The organism is Mucilaginibacter yixingensis (assembly GCF_041080815.1).
In the GTDB taxonomy this organism is placed as follows: Bacteria; Bacteroidota; Bacteroidia; order Sphingobacteriales; family Sphingobacteriaceae; genus Mucilaginibacter; species Mucilaginibacter yixingensis.
In genome coordinates, this window is record NZ_CP160205.1 from 2,218,479 (window position 1) to 2,241,871 (window position 23,393).

The 23,393-nt window shown below is 43.4% G+C and carries 21 protein-coding genes and 1 riboswitch; of the genes, 2 read left to right on the forward strand and 19 right to left on the reverse strand.

The genetic code is table 11. The features are described from left to right. Nucleotides 1-81: 81 nt before the first annotated feature. Together ABZR88_RS08800 and ABZR88_RS08805 are read left to right on the forward strand one after the other, a co-directional pair. Nucleotides 82-1,632: a glycoside hydrolase 43 family protein gene (locus tag ABZR88_RS08800; RefSeq protein WP_170113603.1), complete on the forward strand. Its 1,551-nt coding sequence runs from the start codon at nt 82-84 to the stop codon at nt 1,630-1,632. Then, on the forward strand, nt 1,629-2,843 hold the full coding sequence (locus ABZR88_RS08805) for an endo-1,4-beta-xylanase (protein ID WP_369434719.1): 1,215 nt from the start codon (nt 1,629-1,631) through the stop codon (nt 2,841-2,843). The genes ABZR88_RS08800 and ABZR88_RS08805 overlap by 4 nt, the downstream gene beginning before the upstream one ends. Nucleotides 2,844-2,855: 12 nt before the next feature. On the opposite strand, the gene thiD is transcribed toward ABZR88_RS08805, so the two are convergent. The 19 genes from thiD to ABZR88_RS08900 form a co-directional block, all read right to left on the reverse strand. Beyond that, on the reverse strand, nt 2,856-3,695 hold the full coding sequence (thiD, locus tag ABZR88_RS08810) for a bifunctional hydroxymethylpyrimidine kinase/phosphomethylpyrimidine kinase (RefSeq protein ID WP_107828615.1): 840 nt from the start codon (nt 3,693-3,695) through the stop codon (nt 2,856-2,858). Nucleotides 3,696-3,705: 10 nt separating this feature from the next. Further along, nucleotides 3,706-4,782, reverse strand: coding sequence for a HesA/MoeB/ThiF family protein (gene moeB / locus ABZR88_RS08815; protein WP_107828616.1), 1,077 nt, complete (start codon nt 4,780-4,782; stop codon nt 3,706-3,708). Nucleotides 4,783-4,792: 10 nt separating this feature from the next. Continuing rightward, on the reverse strand, nt 4,793-5,908 hold the full coding sequence (gene thiH / locus ABZR88_RS08820; protein ID WP_107828617.1) for a 2-iminoacetate synthase ThiH: 1,116 nt from the start codon (nt 5,906-5,908) through the stop codon (nt 4,793-4,795). Beyond that, nucleotides 5,901-6,668 (reverse strand): thiazole synthase, encoded by a 768-nt coding sequence (locus tag ABZR88_RS08825; RefSeq protein WP_107828618.1) that lies wholly within the window; start codon nt 6,666-6,668, stop codon nt 5,901-5,903. Before ABZR88_RS08825 ends, thiH begins: the two co-directional genes overlap by 8 nt. A gap of 24 nt (nt 6,669-6,692) precedes the next feature. Beyond that, entirely contained in the window at nt 6,693-7,334 is a 642-nt protein-coding gene (locus tag ABZR88_RS08830) for a thiamine phosphate synthase (RefSeq protein ID WP_107828619.1), read from the reverse strand. A 6-nt stretch (nt 7,335-7,340) separates the two neighbouring features. Then, entirely contained in the window at nt 7,341-7,943 is a 603-nt protein-coding gene (locus ABZR88_RS08835) for a thiamine phosphate synthase (protein ID WP_107828620.1), read from the reverse strand. Nucleotides 7,944-7,946: 3 nt separating this feature from the next. After that, nucleotides 7,947-9,830 (reverse strand): phosphomethylpyrimidine synthase ThiC, encoded by a 1,884-nt coding sequence (thiC, locus tag ABZR88_RS08840; RefSeq protein ID WP_107828621.1) that lies wholly within the window; start codon nt 9,828-9,830, stop codon nt 7,947-7,949. Nucleotides 9,831-9,848: 18 nt separating this feature from the next. Continuing rightward, nucleotides 9,849-10,052, reverse strand: coding sequence for a sulfur carrier protein ThiS (thiS, locus tag ABZR88_RS08845; RefSeq protein WP_107828622.1), 204 nt, complete (start codon nt 10,050-10,052; stop codon nt 9,849-9,851). A gap of 66 nt (nt 10,053-10,118) precedes the next feature. Next, nucleotides 10,119-10,210, reverse strand: a riboswitch (TPP riboswitch). Nucleotides 10,211-10,403: 193 nt separating this feature from the next. Next, nucleotides 10,404-10,832, reverse strand: coding sequence for a helix-turn-helix transcriptional regulator (locus ABZR88_RS08850; protein ID WP_107828623.1), 429 nt, complete (start codon nt 10,830-10,832; stop codon nt 10,404-10,406). Nucleotides 10,833-10,949: 117 nt separating this feature from the next. Beyond that, on the reverse strand, nt 10,950-12,461 hold the full coding sequence (locus ABZR88_RS08855) for a PAS domain-containing protein (RefSeq protein WP_107828624.1): 1,512 nt from the start codon (nt 12,459-12,461) through the stop codon (nt 10,950-10,952). Nucleotides 12,462-12,587: 126 nt separating this feature from the next. After that, nucleotides 12,588-14,546 (reverse strand): polysaccharide biosynthesis protein, encoded by a 1,959-nt coding sequence (locus ABZR88_RS08860; protein ID WP_369434720.1) that lies wholly within the window; start codon nt 14,544-14,546, stop codon nt 12,588-12,590. Nucleotides 14,547-14,673: 127 nt separating this feature from the next. After that, complete coding sequence (locus ABZR88_RS08865) at nt 14,674-15,726, reverse strand: GNAT family N-acetyltransferase (RefSeq protein WP_107828625.1); 1,053 nt, start codon at nt 15,724-15,726, stop codon at nt 14,674-14,676. 133 nt (nt 15,727-15,859) lie between these two features. Continuing rightward, nucleotides 15,860-16,912, reverse strand: a complete 1,053-nt coding sequence (locus ABZR88_RS08870) for a GNAT family N-acetyltransferase (RefSeq protein ID WP_107828626.1) — start codon at nt 16,910-16,912, stop codon at nt 15,860-15,862. 83 nt (nt 16,913-16,995) lie between these two features. Next, nucleotides 16,996-17,502, reverse strand: a complete 507-nt coding sequence (locus tag ABZR88_RS08875; RefSeq protein ID WP_107828627.1) for a GNAT family N-acetyltransferase — start codon at nt 17,500-17,502, stop codon at nt 16,996-16,998. Next, on the reverse strand, nt 17,499-18,470 hold the full coding sequence (locus ABZR88_RS08880; protein ID WP_107828628.1) for a hypothetical protein: 972 nt from the start codon (nt 18,468-18,470) through the stop codon (nt 17,499-17,501). The genes ABZR88_RS08875 and ABZR88_RS08880 overlap by 4 nt, the downstream gene beginning before the upstream one ends. A gap of 33 nt (nt 18,471-18,503) precedes the next feature. Beyond that, on the reverse strand, nt 18,504-19,307 hold the full coding sequence (locus ABZR88_RS08885) for a phytanoyl-CoA dioxygenase family protein (protein ID WP_107828629.1): 804 nt from the start codon (nt 19,305-19,307) through the stop codon (nt 18,504-18,506). A gap of 26 nt (nt 19,308-19,333) precedes the next feature. After that, on the reverse strand, nt 19,334-20,476 hold the full coding sequence (locus tag ABZR88_RS08890) for a glycosyltransferase family 4 protein (RefSeq protein WP_107828630.1): 1,143 nt from the start codon (nt 20,474-20,476) through the stop codon (nt 19,334-19,336). 180 nt (nt 20,477-20,656) lie between these two features. Next, nucleotides 20,657-22,090: a polysaccharide lyase family 1 protein gene (locus ABZR88_RS08895; protein WP_107828631.1), complete on the reverse strand. Its 1,434-nt coding sequence runs from the start codon at nt 22,088-22,090 to the stop codon at nt 20,657-20,659. 188 nt (nt 22,091-22,278) lie between these two features. Continuing rightward, nucleotides 22,279-23,367, reverse strand: coding sequence for an NAD-dependent epimerase (locus ABZR88_RS08900; RefSeq protein ID WP_107828632.1), 1,089 nt, complete (start codon nt 23,365-23,367; stop codon nt 22,279-22,281). Between the last annotated feature and the right edge of the window lie 26 nt (nt 23,368-23,393).

A 23,393-nucleotide genomic window follows, 5' to 3' on the forward strand; every position in this document is an offset into this window, starting at 1 on the left:
CGTATTATCATTATAGCCAAACCTCTTAGGGCTGCCTTTTGTAGGAGGCTATATTCGTTTCGGTTTATTAAACAGCATTTTATGAGTTTAAAACGGTCCGCAAGAGTCTTCGTCTTATTTCTAGTGGTGTTGATGCCCTCGCTGCGTTTATCAGCACAAAAGCTGCACAGCGATAATGGCGACGGCACGTATACAAATCCCATTATTCCCGGCGATTTTCCGGATATGGACGTTATTCGCGTTGGCGATACTTATTACATGGTGAGTACCACCATGTTTGTTTTTCCGGGCGTTACCATCCTTAAATCACATGATCTGGTTAACTGGCAGTATTGCAGTAACGCCGTGCCGCGGTTTGATTTTAGTAAATGTTATAACCTGGATGGCTGCAACAGGTACGGCCATGGGCAATGGGCCACCAGCATTAAATATCACAACGGTAAATTCCACCTGCTATTTGTAACGCTGGACGAAGGCGGTTTTAGCTGCACGGCAACCAAAGCCGAAGGCCCCTGGGAGATTAAAAAGCTGCCTAAGGGCTTTTATGATGCCGGTTTGTTTTATGATGATGACGGGAAGATTTATGTGGCTCATGGATATAATCATATCAACCTGACAGAAGTAAATGAAGATTTAGCTCCCATAAGTAAAGACTCATTGATATTTGAAGGCAACATCCGCAAGGGACTTGAAGGCACGCACGTTTATAAAATTAACGGCTACTATTATTTATACAGCACTTATGGCGGCCTTAACGGTATGCAGGTGGCCCTGCGTTCTAAAAATATCTATGGCCCGTATGAGCAAAAGGTGGTGCTGAATGATACCACACGCGGCATTACTTTTGGCATGCATCAGGGGCCGCTGATAGAAACCCAGACAGGGCAGTGGTGGACCATGCTGTTTGTTGATCGCGGTCCGCTCGGTCGTATCCCCAACCTGAAGCCTGTAACCTGGGTTGGTGGCTGGCCCATGGTGGGGGTAAACGGAAAAGCGGTGATCACCTATAAAAAGCCCGACGTTGGTAAAACTTACCCGGTAACAGAACTGCCAACCTCTGATGAATTTAATGGCAAAACCTTGGGCATGCAATGGGGCTGGAACCATAACCCTGACCCTGAGAGATGGTCGTTAACCAGGAGGCCGGGTTTTCTGCGTCTGGAAACGGCAGGCACGGCTACTGATCTGACCATGGCGCGCAACACGCTCACGCAACGCCCGCTGATAAAATATGACCTGAACCAACCGACTACCGGCTTAACTAAACTGGATGTTAGCCACATGAAAGATGGCGACGAGGCCGGACTAGCAGTTTTCCAAATGCCATACGCCTATATTGGCGTAAGGCAAAAGCAAGGCGCAAAGTACCTGGTAATGGTTAATAATGGGCAAACTATAGATTCGACCGTCTTGAATACCAATATGGTTTACTTGCGTACAACGGCGTCAAATCAAACAAAAAAAGCGTCATTTGCTTACTGTACAGATGGTAAAACATTCCAAGCGTTAGGTAATGAGTTGGAGATGCAGTTTAGTTTGAAAATTTTTACCGGCAATAAGTTTTGCTTGTTTAACTATGCCACCAAACAGCCTGGTGGTTATGTTGATTTTGATTACCTGCGGCTGGAATGATAACTAACGATACTTACCAAACCATGATACCTAAATTTATTTCTTCTATTAAAGCAGGCACGCCGCTTCTGGTCTTGGCTACCGCTGTCGCTTTATGTAGTTTTTCCTTAAAATCAAACAAATATCTTGCTAGTCATCAGGTTTTTAAGGCAGATACCGCTGGTAAAGGACTGAAAGACTATTATAAAAACTATTTCCCCATTGGTGTTGCCGTGAATATGGCTGCCATAAGCGGACCGCAGGCTGCCCTTATTGGCCGTGAGTTTAACAGCGTTACGCCAGAAAATGATATGAAGATGGGATTGATACACCCATCAGAGCATCAATATAACTGGACAAAAGCCGATGCCATTGTTGAGTTTGCCCAGCTACATCACATGAAAATAAGAGGGCACAACCTGCTTTGGCATAATCAGGCACCAGCATGGATGTTTCGTGATAGCAGTGGCAACCTGGTTACTAAGCAAGTTTTGCTGCAACGTTTAAAAGACCATATTACTACTGTTGTAAAGCGCTATAAAGGCAAAATTTATGCCTGGGACGTGGTTAATGAGGCGGTTGACGATAGCGCTGATAAATATCTGCGCAACTCTTTATGGTACCAGATCTGTGGCGAAGATTTTATCGCCAAGGCTTTTGAATATGCACATGAAGCCGATCCGGACGCCCAACTTTTTTACAATGATTATAACAGCGAGATCCCATCTAAACGCGATAGGATCTGCCGTTTGTTAAAAAGCTTAATTGATGCCAAAGTGCCCATTGATGGTGTGGGCATGCAGGGGCACTGGAGCCTGATCAGCCCCACTCCGGCACGTATCCGTGAGGCTATTGATAAGTATGCCGCCTTAGGCATCAGGATTCAGATTACCGAGCTGGATATAACTGTGCGTTCAAAACAACCAGCAAATGGGGCAGGCGTAGCGCCGTTGCCTGTTGACTCTGGCTATACGCCTCAACTTGCCCAGCAACAGGCAGACCGGTATCAATCGGTGTTTAAGATCTTCAGAGACTATAAAAAGGTAATCACCGGCGTTACGTTCTGGAATGTATCTGACCGGTACAGCTGGCTCGACTCACGGGGAGGCGGTTTGGCTGGAGGTGCTGCCGCGGGTGGGCCTGCGGGTAAAACTATTGTTAAGGCGTACCCTTTATTGTTTGATGTGAATTTGCAACGCAAACAAGCCTATTGGGCGGTGACGCGTTTTTAAACCGGGAGACTGTTAATTTAATTTGGCTCGCTTTTTCTGTAAGCTTTTAGGTTTAAAGCCATGGTTTAACGGGCCGCAGCCCTGCCCGGTTTTAACATTGCGCCCCTGTTGAATGGCTTTGTTAACATAGTCGCCGGCCGCTGCTATGGCCTCTACAAGTGACTGACCAGATGCTATATAAGATGCAATAGCTGAAGCAAGTGTACAACCTGTGCCGTGGGTGTTTAAAGATGGGATATAAGGGTATGAAAAGGTTTCTTTAGTATGGGATTGATCTGCATAAACATTGTATAATACTTCACCATCCAAATGCCCGCCTTTTACCAGTACGGCGTTACTGCCATATTTCAAGAGCGCCAGCGCTGCGGAGCGCATATCATCAATATTGCTGATGTGATTGCCGGTGAGCAGCGCGGCTTCGTTAATATTAGGTGCAATTAGAGTTGCTATAGGGAACAATTCGGCTATCAAGACCTTTAATGACTCGTTACCGGACAAGTCTGTTCCGCTGGTTGATTTCATCACCGGATCTACAATGATAGTCAGATCGTTATACATTTTCAGCGTCTCGGCTACAACGCCTATTATTTCAGCATTAGGTAACATGCCAATTTTAATGACTGAAGGCCTTATGTCGTCCATCACAGCCATAATCTGGCTCTTTACAATTGCGGGCGGGATAGGATGAATATCGTTAATGCCTAAAGTGTTTTGTGCCGTAACAGCTGTAATGGCTGAGGTTCCGTAACAGCCTAGTGCCGCAAATGTCTTCAAGTCTGCTTGTATGCCCGCACCGCCGCCGCTGTCTGAACCGGCGATGGTAAGTACTGAATTATATTTATAGACCATCATATATAATCTATTAAATAACAGTGTTATAAATACCTCCTTTTAAACTAAATGTTTCTATGGTGGTTATGGCTTTGGTCAGGTAAACTGCCTGTTTACTTCGCTGCCCGGTTTGGCAATAAAAAATGATCTTGCTTTTCCCTTGAACGACTGCCGGGAGCTGATCAGTAAGTTCATCCAGCGGAATGTTAATGCCACCGATATTGAAGTCTTCAAACTCGTAGGGTTCTCTTACGTCCACCAAGCAGATATCATCAGATCCTGTCTCCAATAAGGCATCAAATTCTTTTCTTTCAATCTCATTCACTGCATCTGCCTGAACTTGAGGTTTGATGGCGAAAGCAGTTTTTGTATCATCGGCGCTTGTTATACTCTTGGCAAACTTGAAAACACTGGTTGAATTATCCAGCGCATCTACACACAATAATCGGCCAGATAGCGTTTCACCAATCCCGCAAATCACCTTAATTACTTCGTTGGCCATATAGGTGCCAATGATGCCGGGCAGTACGCCAATTACACCAATTTCAGCACAATTTGGTACTTCGCCGTCAGCTGGGGCTTCAGGGAAGAGGTCTCTGTAGCTGGGCCCGTCAAGGTAATTAAATACAGAAACTTGTCCATCAAACTTAAAAATGGAACCGAACACCAGCGGCTTGTTCAGCTTCACGCAAGCATCGTTGATCAGGTAGCGCGTAGGGAAATTATCAGAACCGTCAACCACAATATCGTACTGCGCAAAAAGATCATCAGCTTTGTCTGCTGTTAACCGAATTGGATAGGCATTAATCTGAATATAAGGGTTAAGTATCTGTAGTTTCTCTTTAGCTGTCAGTACTTTATTTTTTCCGATATCTTGGGCTGAATACAAAATTTGCCGATGCAGATTACTCAAGCCAACAACGTCATCGTCTACAATGCCTATGGTGCCCACGCCACCTGCCACCAGGTATTGCAACACCGGGCAACCTAATCCGCCGGCGCCTATCATCAATACTTTAGCCTGTTTTAGCTTTTGCTGTCCATCTATGCCCAGTTCAGGCAGGATCATTTGGCGACTGTATCTTTTTAATTCTTCGGTTTCCAGCATCGGTACTTAGTTAAGCGGTTAAACAGCTATCCCAGTCTTTCCATACAGGCTCATAGCCTTGTGCTTTAATAACCCGGGCAATTTCTGCCGGACTTCTTTCGTCTGAGATCTCAAACTGTTCGAGCGACTGCGGCTCTACCATATAGCCGCCCGGATTGGTTTTTGAACCGGCACTAATGGCCGTAATACCCAGCTTCACAATATTGTTTCTAAAGTTTGGAGACTCGCGAGTGGAGATGGAAAGCTCTACATCTTCATTAAATATACGATAGGCGCAGATCAATTGCACCAGCTCCCGGTCGTTCATTTCTACCTTGGGTTCCAGACCACCGCTGAACGGGCGCAAGCGAGGGAAGGAGAGGCTGTATTTGCTTTGCCAGTACTTTTTTTCCAGATAATTGAGGTGTAACGCTGTAAAGAAACAGTCGGTACGCCAGTCTTCCAGACCAATTAGCACCCCCAGCCCCATTTTGTGAATACCGGCCTGGCCCAATCGGTCAGGGGTTTCCAGGCGGTATTGAAAGTTGGATTTTTTTCCCTTTGGGTGATGCTTTTTATAATCCTCCTGATGATAGGTTTCCTGGTAAACCAGCACCGTGTTTAGTCCGTAAGGCGTCAGTTGCTGATACTCTTCCAGATCCAAAGGCTGCACTTCCATAGAGATATGAGAAAAGTGCGGACGGATCAGCGACAGTACCTGCTTAAAATAGTCAACGTTAACAGTTTGATTGGCTTCGCCGGTAACCAGCAGCACGTGTTCATAGCCCATCTCTTTAATAACTGCCACTTCCTGCATAATCTCAATGGGCGAAAGTGTTTTGCGCCGCAGTTTATTATCATAACTAAAGCCGCAATAGGTACAGATGTTATTGCACTCGTTAGACAGATAAAGCGGGATATACAACTGGATTACCTTACCAAAGCGTTTTAGCGTAAGCTGCTGACTGATAGCCGCCATCTGCTCCAGATAAGGGGCCGCCGCCGGTGACACCAGCGCTTTAAAATCCTCCAATGTCCGTTTGGGCGCAGCCAGCGCTCTCAAAACATCATCGCTGGTTTTGGCGTAGATGCTTTGGCGGGTTTCGTCCCAGTTGTAGGTTTGAAAAAGGTCTGAAAAACTATTCATCCAAAAAAGAAGTTAACGGACTGCTGGCAACTGCGTGTGCAACCGGTTTAGCTAATTTTGCTTCAAAGGCCATGCGCCCGGCCTCAACGGCCATTTTAAATGCTGCGGCCATTATTACAGGATTTTCAGACACGGCAATGGCAGTGTTTACCAGCACCGCATCGGCACCAATTTCCATGGCCTTAGCCGCGTCAGCAGGCGATCCTATACCGGCGTCAATTACTACCGGTACATTGCTTTGTGCAATAATGATCTCTAGAAAATCAATTGTTTTTAAGCCTTTATTGCTGCCGATAGGTGAGCCCAGGGGCATTACAGCCGAGGTGCCGGCATCTTCCAGGCGCTTACAAAGCACCGGGTCTGCATGGATATAGGGTAGCACGATGAAACCTAGTTTCGCCAATTCTTCGGTAGCTTTCAGGGTTTCAATCGGATCAGGCATCAGGTATTTAGGATCCGGGTGAATTTCCAGTTTGATCCAGTTTGTTTCTAATGCTTCGCGGGCCAACTGGGCGGCAAATACAGCTTCGCGGGCATTGCGCACGCCAGAAGTATTAGGCAATAGATTGATATGCGGGTGCTTCAGGTGACTTAATATGTCGTCCGTATCGTTGTTTTTTACATCCACACGTTTTAAAGCAACCGTAACCAGCTCAGAGCCCGAAGCCAGTAACGCATCTTCCATCAGGATAGACGAGCTAAACTTACCGGTGCCGGTGAACAGCCTGGAGTTAAAAGTGGTATCTGCAATCTGTAACATCAGTTAAATGATTTAAAGGTTCACTTATGAATTGATTGTCTCCGCGTTAAGATGCTGATAAATCTCTCTAACAGTAGCTACGCGATCTGCAGAATGCGTTATGGCACCAGATACCGCTAAACCGTAAACTCCGGTTTGCATCACATGCGGCACATCTACTTCTTCAATACCGCCAATGGCTATAATTGGCAGCCCGATGTTGTTTTCTTTGCACTGCTGTACAATTAATTCATAGCCGCTGGCTCCCAAAATAGGACTAAGCTGTTTTTTGGTAGTTGTAAAGCGATAGGGGCCCAGGCCAATGTAATCAACGCCCTCGGCCGCACGGCGGGTAACATCGGCAAAAGTGTTGGCCGTGCCGCCGATAATAAACTCGGGGCCCACAATTGCCCGTGCATCGGCTATAGACATATCATCCAGCCCTAAGTGCACACCATCGGCGCCAGATTTAAGGGCAATTTCAGGATGATCGTTAATAATCAGTTTGGCCTGATAAGCGCTGCATATAGCGGCAGCCTCTGTGGCATAAGAAAGTATGTTGTCTGCCGACTGGTCTTTTATTCTCAACTGGATCCATTTACAACCAGCATCTAACGCGTTTTTTATAGCGGTAAGATGCGAGCCGTCTGCGGCTGGTTGCGATATGTAGTGAAGTTTATCTATCATCAGTATTTATAATGTATTGATGGTTGTTTTTAATTTTTCAAAAGTTTGCAGGGCTTTACCTGGCTCGTTCCAAATAGCTCCTAATACAGCTACTCCCTCAAAACCCATTGCTTTTACTGCGGGGAGTTGACCGTGTGTTATGCCCCCCAGGCCGATAAGTTCTGGTTTGCTACTATGCCTGTCTAACCGGAATGCAGGCGAAAGATTGCTGGTGTACCCAGGCTTTGACAAGCTGTTAAATACTGGCCCGAAAAATGCATAATCGAAAGCAGTTAGCGAGTCTGCAAGGGCGAGGTCATGTATGGACGTACTTAACGTATAGCCATGTGATTTCAATGATTGAAGCAGCGCAGGTGTTGTTTGTTGGCGTGCAGACTCGGTATAATGCAATCGCTTGATACCGTACACCTGCGCCAGCTCATGATGTTGATGCAATGCAATACGGCTGTAAAACGCGGCATCAACCTGATTAAGCAACGCGCAGATCTGCTGCGCGTTGCCGCCCGGTTTGCGCAAGTGCAACCGGGACAGGCCTGCGTTAAACAATTCGTTAATGATGGCGGTTTCGCCATCAATTACCTCTGCATCGGTAATCACGATCAATTGCATGGCCTACAAATAAATTTCGCTGCCTTTCTCGGCAAACTCTTTTGATTTTTCTGCCATGCCTTTTTGCAATGCCTCGTCGCTGTCAAGGCCGTTGTCTTTGGCATAGTCGCGCACGTCCTGCGTTATTTTCATAGAGCAGAAGTTCGGGCCACACATAGAGCAGAAGTGAGCCACTTTGGCGCCGTCGGCCGGTAAGGTTTCGTCGTGGAATTCGCGGGCGGTGTCCGGATCAAGTGACAGGTTAAACTGATCTTCCCAACGGAACTCAAAGCGGGCTTTGCTCAGCGCATTGTCACGGTATTGTGCTCCGGGGTGACCTTTGGCCAAATCTGCAGCATGCGCCGCAATTTTGTAGGTGATTACGCCGTCTTTAACGTCTTTTTTATTAGGCAGACCCAAATGTTCTTTAGGGGTAACGTAGCAAAGCATAGCGGTACCAAACCAACCAATCATAGCAGCGCCAATGGCAGATGTGATGTGGTCATAACCAGGGGCAATATCTGTAGTAAGCGGGCCCAGGGTATAGAATGGCGCCTCGGCACAATGCTTCAGCTGCTTATTCATATTTTCTTTGATCATGTGCATAGGTACGTGGCCAGGGCCTTCAATGATGGTCTGTACATCGTGTTTCCATGCAATTTGGGTCAGTTCGCCAAGGGTTTCCAATTCGGCAAACTGCGCAGCGTCATTGGCATCGGCAATACTGCCCGGGCGCAGGCCGTCGCCTAATGAGAAGGCTACGTCATACGCTTTCATGATCTCGCAAATCTCTTCAAAATGCGTATAAAGGAAGTTTTCTTTGTGATGAGCCAAACACCATTTGGCCATGATAGAGCCACCGCGGGATACAATACCGGTTACCCTTTTTGCCGTTAGCGGAATGTATCTAAGCAATACACCTGCGTGGATGGTAAAATAATCAACCCCTTGCTCGGCCTGCTCAATCAATGTATCGCGGAATAGCTCCCAGGTCAGGTCTTCGGCTTTGCCGTTTACTTTTTCCAGGGCCTGGTAAATTGGTACAGTGCCAATTGGAACCGGTGTGTTACGAATGATCCACTCGCGGGTTTCATGAATGTTTTTGCCGGTAGATAGATCCATAATGGTATCAGCACCCCAGCGGCATGCCCAAACCGCTTTCTCCACCTCTTCTTCAATACTTGAGGTAACGGCAGAGTTGCCAATGTTAGCATTGATTTTTACGAGGAAGTTACGACCGATAATCATCGGTTCGCTTTCAGGGTGGTTAATGTTTGAAGGGATTACGGCACGGCCTGCGGCAACTTCCTGACGTACAAACTCAGGGGTAATGTAGCCTTTAGGGGTGTTAGCACCAAAGCTGTGGCCCTCATGCTGCTGACCAAGAACGTCATATTGCCCGTTTAACTGCTCCTTCAGTAAATCAATACGCTGATTTTCGCGGATGGCAATGTATTCCATCTCCGGCGTAATAATTCCCTTTTTGGCGTAGTGCAGTTGCGAAACGTTTTGGCCAGGCTTGGCGCGATAGGGTGTAGACTGATGACCAAAACGCAAATAATCCAGCTCTGTATTGTTTAAACGCTGGCGGCCATAGTCTGATGATATGGTGTCCAATTGCTCTACATCGCCGCGTTCTACAATCCAGCTTTCGCGCAGACGTTGTAAACCTTTTCTTACATCAATCTCCATATCGGGGTCTGTGTAAGGGCCGCTGGTATCATATACAGTTACCGGTGCATTGGGCTCGGTTTCGCCAAAGCGACCGTAAATCTTGGTGTCTGTAAGCGATATTTCGCGCATGGCTACTTTTATAGGGTGTAGCTGACCGGTAACGTAAACTTTACGTGATGCCGGAAACGGTGACGTGGTAATAACGTGGTCGGTCGGTACTTTTTCAATTTTCATAGCGGCTATTAGTGTGATTTATCCTCCTTGTGTGGCTTTAATGATGATGATATTGTCTGCAGTGCAAAGAGTGTGCGTGCCCCATTGGGTTTTGGGTACAATTGTTTCATTGATGGCAATTGCCAGGCCGCGTTCGGGCCGTTGCAAAACATCGCTGAGCAGCGTTTGCACACTGCAATTTTGCGGAACAATATAAAGCTGATGGTTAACGGTTACTTCCATTGCGTTGCTTAAAAAATGTCAACTATAGGAATGTACCCGTACAAGGAAAGAAAAAACAACACCAATAGCGTTGCCGTCACTTTTCCCTTCGCCAGCATTACCCGGATCAGGTTCAAAGGGTATTATCTCAGTCCGCTAGGACACCCCTAAAGTTGACACAAACATAGACAAAAGAATTCTATTTCAAAATTTATGTGCCTTTTGCCGCGTTTTGGTACCGATATGAAAAAGTATATAAAGGAAAAAGCCCTTTCGCTATCGCAGCAAAAGGGCTTAAACTGATCTTATAAAGAACAAAATGAAATAGTATAAATTTCTCAGGGCAATACGTTTTGTTTTACTGTAGATGTTTTAAATCGCTTCTCTTTTAGAAGATACGGCAAGGGCCTCATTAAATTTCTCTAAAAGCTTTATATACTTATCCATCCAATAATATACTGCTTCTGTTGAAGGAGCCTCAATCTTTTGCTCATCCATAAAAACGGTACCGGTTTCGCAGTCTGATATTTTTGCGAAGTCATCCGGAAATTCGAGCGAAAAGTCATGCCCCAAAACAGAACCGAGCTTTAGTATAGTGTCAATGTTTAGGTTGTTGGTTTCAAACCAATTATACAGCGTGCGACGGCTTATATGGAGTTTTCTTGCAACCTCACTAATTCCCATTCTATTGCGTCTCACAATGCGTTCTACCACATGCCCATAGTGAACATCTGGTGATGAACCAATCAGCGGGGAGTGCCCGTGAAGTCGGAAAGCGGCGGTGTCTAAATTGTGTTGCATAAAATAAAGTTTAGTATACGGTAATTAAATTTTAGAGTCTTAGATTAAGAACAAGGCAATTATTGGTTTTATACATTTGTTGGATGGTTTAATAAATTTACAATTACATTACAGCACTTATCTACCTTTAAAAGCCCAATTTATACCTGCTGAAGGCCAATTAATTGTATTGTTATAGCTGATGTCCTGAAATATTCCTGAAATGTTTTCGCATTTTCCGTTATAGAACTCCGGATAGCCTACAATCCTTACCAATTTAAGGTTGCCTTTTGCACTAATCAGTTCTACTTCAATGTCGAAACTTGCGCCTTTTTCAAACGCGTCTTGTAGCGATTGTTCCATTAATTCTCTGCTTGCACCCTCCCGGTAAAAATCCATAATACCGTTTGTGCTGGGTGTAAAATCAGCGGGTACTTCCAGTATATCTTTGAGCACGTCGCTCCATTCTATATGGTTGGTTCTGCAATTTCTTGTCCAGGTACCAATTCGGGACAATTCGCTGGTTTTTCTTAAAATCTCGGCTATATGGCGGTTCTGCTCTTCTTTTAGTTTAAACTTGGTAATATCTTCGGTATAGATCATAATACCGCCTATCTCGTCGGTGTTTAGATACCAGGGTCTGATATCCCAACGGATCCAGCCGGGAGAGCCATCTTTCTTTTCAGTTAAGGCTTCCTCGTTCTTGTCGCTGTGACCCAGCAAGCATCTGTTATAGATTTCGCAGAACAATGTTTTTGTTTCTGGCAATACTTCAAAGATGTGTTTGTTTATTACGGCTGTCTCTTCCAGCTCATAATCAGTTATCCATTTCTGCGATACAGCCATGATTGACAAATGCTTGTCTAACATGGCAATAGCCAGAGGAGCTTGTTCAATAAATGTTTTGTATTGTTCCTCATTCTTTTTGTTCATGTCTGCTATTAATTGCTCGTTCTCTTTTTCTTTGAGATACTTTTGGTAGCAGACAGAAAAATTAGAGGGGTTAGCAAAATTGAACATTAAGGCTAACTGATTCTTGTTGTATTTTTTCTCTTTGAGATATTGATCTGCAAGTTCCATTTGCAGATTGCGGTAAAACGAGAATAATGAATGGTTATACTGTTTTTTGAAATCTCTCTTTAGTTTTGATTCTGAAATAAAGTGCTTTTTTGCTATTGAGCTTATTCCAGGAAACTCGCTCAGCAGGCATGATTTTAATGTGTCTACAATTTCGCTCAGCTGATGCTCATTTAATGGTGGAATGTTGAGCGATTTTGAGAGATAATTATCTTCATCTAAAAAGTCGTCTATTTTGGTTCTTTCTGTAACTCTTGCATAAAAGCCTATCACTGCACCATTGACTTCATCTGGAGAGAAATCAATTTCGGCTTGAGCATACCTGCCGCAAGGCGAGGTGGTTGAACACAAGGTGATATAGACATCGTGTTTTTGAGCGGTACGAAAATAATTTGCTGCCCGTTCATAAGAACTCCCGAGGATCTGGCTAACATGCATTTTGTTAACCACCACTGCCAAATCTAAGCCGAGCCAGTCGGCATATGCTTTACTTGCAAATCGGCATATTAGGTCTTTGTCCCAATAAGCCAACATTGCTTTTGCATTTAAAGCGATATTAAAATCAATTTTCATTGGCGCTTTGTAACTTGTGGTTAATAGTCTCTTTAAGAGATAGTTAATACCACGGGGTTAAACCAATAATTTTAAATTTGGGTGATTGAATTTGAGCATTTTTGAAAGTGAAAAAAATGACTTTAATCATTTTTGAGCAGAAATGCCTATGAAATTTGCATCAAGTTTTTCAAATTCAGAGTTATTGCTCACAAAGTCTGGCAGCACGCATTTCATTTTAGCAACAATGGGGTCAACGTTGTTTGAACAGCACAACCGGAGCAGTTCCTGAACAATCTGTTTCATATCTGCATAGCTGCATGGGATGGAAGACGATACCATGATATCTTTATTATAAGTTGGCAGCGCGTTTTCACCATGATTAAGCAGTTCTTCATAAAGTTTTTCGCCTGGTCTTAAACCTGTATAAACAATCTGGATGTCCTGATTAGGGACAAGGCCAGCCAATTTGATCATATTAGCTGCCAGGTCGGCAATTTTTACCGGCTTTCCCATTTCAAATAAAAATATCTCGCCGCCATTGCCCATTGATACCGCCTCAAGCACTAACTGTACCGCCTCTGGAATGGTCATAAAAAAGCGTGTAATATCAGGATGGGTTACGGTTACCGGGCCGCCTTTTTCAATTTGTGCTTTAAAGCGTGGGATAACCGAGCCATTAGAACCCAACACGTTTCCAAACCGGGTGGTTATGAATTTGGTTTTTTGAGTTGATTCAGGAAAATAGCCATCAGCATCTACAAAAGACTCTCTATAGTTTAGAGACTGGATATACATCTCTGCAATTCTTTTAGAGGCGCCCATAACGTTAGTTGGTCTTACAGCTTTATCTGTAGAGATCATAATGAATTTTTCAACCTCATGACGGATCGCAATATCAGCCAGGGTTTGGGTACCGCCAACGTTGGTGAGTACAGCCTCGGCCGGGTTGTTTTCCATCATGGGCACATGTTTATATGCTGCGGCATGGAAAACCACTTGAGGGTGATACCTGTTAAACAGCGCCTCGATACGATTGCCGTTACGGATATCGGCTATGTAGATCACTGTTTTATCGGCATGCATGGTTTCGGCCAGTTCAAGCTGCATATCGTGCAGGGGAGTTTCTGCCTGGTCGCACAGTACAATCATTTGCGGGTTGTATTGCAAAACCTGACGAACTATTTCAGAGCCGATAGAGCCGGCAGCGCCGGTTACCAATACGCGTTTACCAGTTATTTCATTAGTGATGTGATCTTTAAAGAAAGTGATTTGTTTGCGGCCGAGCAGATCTTCAATTTTAAGATCTTTAAACTGACTCATAACAGCCTGGCCATTTAGCCACTGATTTGTTGGTGGCACAGTTGAAACCTTGATACCCAACTCTATACATTGCTGAAATATGCATTTTTGCTCGGTAGGTATAACGTCGTCTGACGAGATCAGCAGTCTTTCAATACCAAAGCGTTCTTTTAGCGCGGCTAAAGCTTTTGCAGAATAAACATGCGTTTGTTCTATGCATTTATTGATCTTGTCTGCATCGTTGTCTATAAATGCACAAACACGTATCATCAGTTGCTTTTGGGCCTCTATAGCGTTTTTAACCAGTAAGGATGATTGGCCTGAGCCATAAATCAGTACGTTTTCTTTAACACATTTATGTTCGGCTTCTTCAAGATAAGAGTAAATATCTCTTATTACGCCCCGGCTTACCATCAATAATGAAATGGATATAAAGATATTGATGATGAAAACTTCCCAGATGGGCTGCACAAAATGCTTTGCCATCGGGATATAAACCATGGCATAACAGGCCACGCAGAAAGCCAGATTAGCCACCATTATGGCTATCACAATGCGCATCATATCCCTGGTGTTTGCGTATCTGATAATGCGGGTATGTATGCCCATGGCTAAAAACGTTGATATCATGGTTACTACGTAAATGGATACGTAATAAAGATCAAACGTTGTGTAGTTGAACTTTCCGACCAGGTATGACGAAATCAATACAGATGACATAATTGTCAGCGTATCTACAAGTAGAATCAGCCATTTTGAGTGAATTCTATCACGAAACAGCAGGTTTTTGAATGACATGATCATGATGTGGTTTATTTAGAGGATTCTACATTAGTTGTTTGAAAAAGTATCTTAAATACTTTGTTGCCCGGCGTAATCGGATAAGACCAATTTCTTCCGGTCAGGTTATGAATATGATATATTGGAGTAATTATTTAACGTGCGCTTGTTCGTTCATACAGGCAGAGCGATACAGTGGAAAGAAATCCAGATCAGAGTTTTTATCAATTCCTCTTTCATCAAGCAGTGCATTATAAGCGGTTGGGTTGGCTATGTAGCGCCATGTACTGTAAGGTAGAAAAAGATCAGAGAAACTGGCCTTCCAGCTAAACAGGCTATCTTGTTTAAAACCCAGGCCGCCGCCCAGATTATAATATTTCATACCGAGTTTATTGCCTAAAACACAAATTTCATCTACTAAAAGCTTGGCAGGGCTGTGTTTTCTGTAGTCATTCCGTGTTCCTACCAAATAAGCTTCTATAATACCGTTGGTAAAGGTTATTACCGTGCTGGCTATTGCGGTATCACCGTCATATACCGTTAATATACGGGCATCATATTCGTCTGTGTCTATTAGTTTACTGATATACTCTTCATTAAACATGTATGAGGCCGAGGCGCCAACAAGTTCCATGTTTTCCAGATAGATACTTGAGAAAGTAGCAACGGCCATGGGGCCTTTCTCTTCTTTAACGGTAAAGCCTTTTTTCCAGGCTTGTTTAATTCTGTGGTATGAGGTATCTCTATAGTTTTTACGACGTACATCATTATCAATAGATAGATCTATCACCACGCTCAGCCCGTTATCATATAATCCCCCAAATTGTTGGAGGATGTTGGTCTGCTGAAAAACCGGATGTAATCTTGAAAAAACAGTTATGAATTTGCCATCGTCTAAAAACCGGATAAATGCTGATTTGAACTCGCTCATTAAACTTTCCGGTACGCAATGCATAGCAAAACTGCTGATAGGGCCTGTGAACCCATAAACCGAGGTTAGATCAAAATAGGCCGAATCTGGTATGGGGCGTTTAATTAGCGGCAGGCCAATAAATCCGTCGTTATTTTCATAAATAAACAACAGGGGGGTGCCGCTGGTATCCAGCATGTGATAGTGCCAGGTATGGCCAAAATCATATTCGGCAGCTTTTGATACATAAGCGTTCCATTCCAGCTTATCCTGGATAAATAAAGTTTTAGTCATGATAACTAGGTTTTTGAAAGCTCTAACTACTATAGGGGTGTTAAGCCGGAAGAACCTTTAGCGTGGTAAAATGCAATATCAATCAAACCTTCATTTCTTGAGGCAAAATATTTAAATGACTTAGTCGAAGTGATTATTTTACGTACAAATGCTCGCACATCTGCGCAGATCTGTACAATGGAAAAAAGTCTATATCTGCGTTTTCGTCAATTCCCTGCTCATAAAGCAGCGTATTGTAAACTGCAGGATTGGCTATATAACGCCATGTATAATAGGGCAGAAAAAGATCAGAAAATTCAGCCTTCCAGTTAAACAGGCTATCTTGTTTAAAGCCCCGGCCGCCGCCCAGGTTATAGTACTTCATTCCCAGTTGCTTGCCCAACACGCAAACGCTGTCTGTTATAAGTTTAGATGGGCTATACCGCCGGTATTCATTTAATGTGGCTATCAGGTAACCTTGTATAATGCCGTTTGTAAAAGTTATAAAGGTTGCGGCTATGGGCTTATCGCCATCATATACTAGCAATATGCGGGCGTCATATTCATCGGTATGAAGTAATTTATGAATATGCGATTCATCAAACATGTACGATTTTGACGCACCAACAAGATTCATGTTTTCATGATAAATTATTGTGAAAATTTCGGCAGCCTGAGGGTTCTTTTCGTCTTTAACAAGATAGCCTCTGTTCCTGGCTTGTCTAATTTTTTGTAACGTGTTTTTGGGGTAGTTCTTGCGGCGTGTTTCATCATCAATGCTTAAATCTATCGCTACACTTAGGCCGTTATCATGTAAACCGCCGAATTGCCGAAAGATATTTGTCTGCTCGTAAAAGGGGTTTAGTCTTGAAAAAACAGAGATAAAATTACCGTCGTCTAAAAATTTAATAAATGCCGATTTGAACTCAGTTATTAAACTATGGGGGACAAGGGGCATAGCAAAATTGCTGATGGGCCCGGTGTATCCGTAAACCGATGTTAAATCGTAGTATACCGTGTCTGGTATAGGGCGCTTAATTAGTGGCAGGCCAATAAATCCCTCGTTATTCTCATAAATAAACAAAAGGGCAGTGCCTGTGGTATCCAACGCATGATAGTGCCAGGTTTGACAGAAATCATATTCGGCGGCCTTTGATACATAGGCATTCCATTCCAGTTTATCCTGGATATACAAAACTTTGGTCATAGTTCCTAGGGGTAAAGAAGCTATTGAGTATAAGTATTAATTTCAAGAATCTGCCCATGGGCATCCTTCTTGAAAACGGACAGCTAATGCGTGTAGGTATTAATTTTTAAGAACCGGTCTTTGGTTAAGTGCATAGTTATCAATCCTTCATTTTTGCCCGAAATTTCAAAGCCGGCTTTTTCATATATAGCCAGCGCCGGCACGTTGGCCGGATGCACCCTTAAATAAATATCGTCAAGGTTCATTTTTTCAAAACCAAATTTTGCGGTTAACAAGGTGGCCTGGTAGCCAATACCTTTGCCCCAGTATAGTTTGTTGCCTATAAATAGATGAAGCTCAGCATGATGGTCTTTTATATCCAGCAATTGTACATTGCCTATATAAGTATCCAGTTCTTTTACGCAAATGGCAAAGCGCTTTTCATCATTATGGGTGAGCTTTTCGCGAAGCCATTCTTTCTCTTGCTCTTTGGTTATATAGCCTACTGCTTTAAAGTTGGTATATAGCCAAACCTGGCTGTCGTTTCTCCATAGATATGACGTCTGTGCATCATCTAATTTCAAGGGGCGGATGTAAACAGATATCCTCATAACAGTTGTTTTAAGATGTTTAACATTAAAAACATATCCTGCAAATTGTAACGTTGATCAATAGGCAACGGCACCAGATTATGAGCCAGGTAGTTCTCGAACATTTTTTTATTTGTCCATTTAAATACATTAGGCCAGTAGGTGGCAACAAAGATTTTTTTCTGTATCAGGTGGACTTTTAAGTGTTTGTCGTCAAACAAAAAGGGGTAAACAAGTGGGGCCGTGTGTTTGTCGATATCGGCATTTAACAGATTGTATTCTTTTAAATGCTTGTGCAGGAAGTTGTAATTTCTTTCTCGTATTTGTGCGCATTCTTCATAATTGATACCAGACATGATGCTCTTGGTTAGTGGAGACATTGTTTTGATATCGTTATTTTCTAAATTTTTATTGTTTTCTACGTAATCGCGATAGCCGTACTCAATGCCATGATCAAGGCTTTTTAGTAAATGTGATGCTCTGAATGAAGATTCGTCAACAGGAAACTTTTTGTTGATTTTTCTTTTGATCTGCAGGTAAGAACCATCTGGTACGCCAAAAAATTTACGGCATGAATAAAAGGTGTCTACTCCGGCCAGGGGCTCTGAAAAAAAAGCCTGAGAATTATCTACAATAAGATTCTTTATCTTAAGCGAAAGCTCTTTTATTGGCTCTTGCTTTATGCCGAAGTAATTGGTGTAAAGGAAAGCTGCTCCATGTTCTATCTCAAAATCTATTATCGGGTTAAGCTCTTTATCAATATGATAAAACTGGTAGGGGATGGCCAATTTAACAAGTGGTTCCAGCAAAACCTCGCACGTAAAATACGGCAGGTAAAGCTTGGTGTATTTTCTTTGTCTTAGTATATACTCCAGTGCGTTCCGGCCAGTATTTAGCCGAAGAAGATCTGGATAAAACTCTTGTCCATGAGACAATTCAAGCCCCAGGTACCCACCTATGGGCAGCTGAGTAGTACGATTAAATTGCATGAAATTAGGGGTAAGTTTTATAATTAGACAAAATCAGCACTGATCTCGCTGGTACATTCTCAGGTGCGGCGGCTGGTAATATTCATTAAGGTTTTCCGGAGTGCGCGAGTTGTAGCCTATAACTTGTTTTTGGCCCGCAGTTAAATGGTCGGCATAATCATATCCCAGATACCTTGGATAATCAAATTGTTGTTTAATAAACGGACGGGTAAACCCTATGGTTAGCGCCCTGCGCGGAGTAGATAGGTAATTCTCACCCGCAGCGTGCCAAAGGTTAGAGTCAAAAAGAACAATGCTGCCTGCGGGTGCTATTGCGCGGTCTGCGTCTTTAAAAAACTCTTCGTCGCTGGGTTTCATCTCTCTTTTATGAGAGCCTGAAAGGAAATGTGTAGCACCGTTCAGTTCGTTAAAGTCATCCAGCGTTACAATCATCTGGAGTAAGGTTCTGTTGTGCGGTTCAAAAGTGCGGATATCCCGGTGAACATTACGTATATAAGGGTGCTCGCTTGTGCGATTGATAACCCCGTTTAGCCCGTTCAGGATATAATTTCCGCCTAAAAACAGGCGAATTTCTTCATCACAATACATTTGCTCAATAAACTTTAGGCCGAAGTTATTGCGCTCTAACAGATGGTGTAAGGTGCCACTCATATCGGCCATAATGCCATTTTGTTCCTGGACTTTACGGCGTACCCAGTAAGCAACTTCCAGATCATCATTTATCCGGCCAACAAAGTCGGAGTCAAGAGCATTTTCATAAATTATCCAGCCGTGGGTGTCAAAGGCCGCTATAAAGTCTGCTACTGACCGGTTCTGGTATGAAAATTTATTTTTCATAACAATAAGTTTTGAGTCTCGTTTAGCTAAGCGCTTAACTGCATAATTTTCATCATCTGCCTGTTAATTAAATGCACGTTGAACCTTTTGCTGGCCAGTGCCAGGCTGTTAAGGCCATAAGTTGAAACAGATGATGGGTTAGTAATAAAATACTCCATGCGCGATGCCAGCTCTGTTACATTTCTTACCGGAACAAGGAAACCATTGGGCTTTTCATCAATGCTAACGGTTTCTCTGCAACCAACAGAATTACAGGTGATGATGGCGCGCCCCATGGCCATTGCTTCTAATAGCGATCTGGGGATACCCTCGCCATAGTAGGATGGTAAAACAACTACAGACGAGTCTTTAATAAAGGGCCTTACGTCTTCAACCTCGCCATCAAAATCTATCACCTCGCCATGTTTTATTTCTTCGTAGAGCTGCTGGCTGATGGAATCAATATTTTTATCATAATTACCAATCAGCCTGAATTTTACACGGGGATAACGTGCTTTAAGAATTTTTGCGGCCTCGTAATATTCAAGGATGCCCTTGGCGTTAATTAGCCTGGAGATCATCAGGAACGTTGGTTCATTGGTATCGGCCGGGGTATATTGATAATGATCAAGATCCACGCCAGATCCGTTGACAATAAAGATCTTATGCTTGCCTTTCAAAACCTTTTCTTTAAGAAGCGTTAAATAATCATCCCGGTTTTGAAATATGATGCGGAGGCGCATATGGCCTTTCAGACTAAATCTCAGCAGGCCGGCGGTAATCCGGTTAATTAAGGTTTTTTTTCTTTGGGGGGTAAAGTTGTATCCAAGGCCCGTAAGCATTGGCGTGATACGTTTTACACCGCAAAGTTTGGCTAGCATCGTACCGTAAATAATGGGTTTAAATGTATAAGGAAAAAAGACATCAGGCCTTACTTTCCTCATCAATTTAAAAAGCTGAATAATGTACCGGATGTCAGACAACATGGAAACATTACTGCCATCAAGGTGATTTTCATAAACCGTAACATTTAGATGAGCTAGCCTGGCTTTCACATCCTGACGGTTAATAACAGGGGTAAACACACTTACATTGTGTGTTTTGGCCATTTCTTCAATCAACTTGCCTCTAAAATCCATCAGCGATTTAGACGAATCGCAGGCAATCAGAACTTTTTTCTTGGTTTGCATGGCGAAAAAGTATAAAAGTCCTCCAACAAGTATCACTTATTGCAGGGCACTAGATTTATTAAGAAAACTAAGACGAAAAGAGGGTAGAAGTATGCTGACGGCAGAGTGGCCTGAAGGAAACAGCATATAAACATAGTCCGGAACTAAGGCCGGACTATGTTTAGCATTTTAGAGCGATAATTAATTGGTTAAGATAGCACCAGCGCCTTGTTGCACAATGTTAGGCACGTTAGCGGCTGGATCAAGAACTGAACTGTAGCTGTATTCTGGAAGCCAGTCAGACAGTGAAGTTGTGATATCATTTGAACCACAGTTTTGATAAATATTGGTACTGCTACCGCTAAAGTATCCCGGAGGATCTCCAGCCAGGTTAGTTGAAAGTGGTTTAGCACAGCCAGAGAAGTATTCGTTATCTGTACGTACAATACCTGCGGCTCTTGTACCTAAAGAGTATCCGCTGTTATTTAAGTGATAGTTGTTGAACACGTGCACACGGCCATAGTTCATATCAGGCTCACGTTCGCCTACGTTATACCACATGTTGTGGTGCAGGGTTACGTGTAAGTGACCTATATCTTCTTCGTTACCGGCAATACCACCGCTAATTAAGAAAGACAGGTTGGTATCATGAAACTTGCTCCAAGATACGGTGATGAAATCTGAAGCGCGGGTAATGGTAATATCTTTACCCCAGTATGCCCAACCATGGCTACGGTCTGTAGCAAAGTCACAGTGGTCAACCCACACGTGTGTGGTGGCAAACTTCATCATAATAGCAGCATCTGTTACATAGTTTCTAAAAGTAATATTTTGAATAATTACGTTGTTGATAGTAAACATGTAAAGAGAAACACCGGTAATGCTTGCGCCTGGTTTACCAATGATTGATTTATTAGAGCCAACGTATACCGGGTCATCACCAGCACCTACAATTGCGCCGCTCACATAAACAATTTTTGCAGTGTTACCGGCAACGGCGGTTTTTAGATCGGCCAGGGTTGACACGGTAACAGTAGCGCCACCGGTACCGCCGGTTGTAGTACCGCTATACATTGCGTAACCCATCAAGGCTGAGCTAACACCTGTTGTGGTAGCAGTAGCAGCACCGGTAGCAGGTGTTGTTGGCGTTGTTGGCGCCGTAACAATTGGTGCAGTTGCAGTACTGGTACCCATGGTATAGGTATACTTTCTGCCATTTGTTGCAGGGTTTGTATTGTCTGAAGCAGAGAAATACAATGTGGTACCCCAGTGGCTAAACCTGCCTTTACCATAATCACGAATGTCCTGGTGTACAGCATGGGCCGGGCCTAATTCAACACCGTTTTCAAACAGGTGCATTGTAGAGCTTGATGGCGCAGTGTTAGAATCGCCGGTAACCGATAGCGGATAGCTGATGTGGTAAGCAAAACCGCCGTCAGAACGTAAGCCGGTTAAATCAATTGTACCGCTTGTTGTGCCGGTTGAAGTAACGGCCAGTGTGGATGCTGACGCTGCCGCTGCTGCTGACGAGTCAGTAGTTGCGGTAGAATCCTTTTTACAGCCTTCGCCATAAAACAGTGCCGTCAGAATCAGAAAGAAGATCACGGAGTTGAGTTTTCTTGTTTTTTTTTCCATTAGTGTGTTTTTAGGGCATCAAACGAGAGAAAGTTTCGTCAGATTGTCGTTACAAACACAAGGAAAAATAGACCAAAATCAAAAACGGTTCAAAAAACGGCTCATATAGCTAAATGGAGTAAAAACTGTAAAGCCTACATGTAAAGCAGGTGTGAAATCTCTTTACACTTAATGACAATTGGATGACATTACGCGTATACTAAACTACTTTTTCGCTTGCCATTTTTAGCAAGATAGAAAGTTTTATACCATTTAACAAAGCGTGCCACGCCAATTTCTACAGATACTTTGGGTCTGTATTTCATCTTTTCTTCCAGATATGTCAGGTTTGCGTAGGTGCCTTTCACATCACCTTCCTGCATCGGAAGGAATCTTTTAACAGCGGTCATTCCCGTTGTCCGCTCAATTTCTTTAATGAAGCTCATCAAATTAACCGGTGCGCCTCTGCCAATATTAAACACTCTGAATGGCGCCTGAGAGCTTGCAGGATCTGGCTTAATGGCATCCCATTCAGGGTTGGTTTCGGCCGGATTGTCTATTACGTGTACAATACCGCTAACAATATCGTCAACATAAGTAAAATCACGCATCATCTCGCCATTGTTAAATACATCAATGGGTTTTCCCTCCAGTATGGCCTTTGTAAATATAAAAAGCGCCATGTCTGGCCTTCCCCACGGACCATAGACGGTAAAGAACCGCAGGCCCGTGGTTTTAAGGTCAAACAGATGGCTGTATACATGGGCCATCATCTCATTTGATTTCTTTGACGCCGCGTAAAGCGATACGGGGTGATCTGCAATATCATGCTCGCTAAACGGCATTTTTTTGTTTAGCCCGTAAACGCTTGAGGAGCTTGCATATACCAGGTGGCCTGTTTTGTTATGGCGGCAACATTCCAGGATATTTAGAAATCCTATGATGTTGGAATCGATGTAGGCTTCCGGATTTGTCAAGCTGTACCTAACCCCGGCCTGTGCGGCCAGGTTACACACGGCGTCAAATTGATGCTCTTTAAAATACTTCTCTAACCCTGCTTTATCCATTAAATCCAGCTTAATGAAAGTATAGTTTTTGTACTTTTTGCTGGTAACTGGTGTGTCATATACAATCTTGTCCCTTTCTATTCCTGTTTGTTCTAATCGGGCTAACTTTAAGTTCGTATCATAGTAATCGTTCAAATTATCTATGCCTACAACGGTGTCGCCTCTTTTAAGCAGTCGTTTGGCCAAATGAAAGCCTATGAAACCAGCGGTTCCTGTAACTAAAATTTTCATGTTGCTAGAAATTAGGTTGTTAAGTG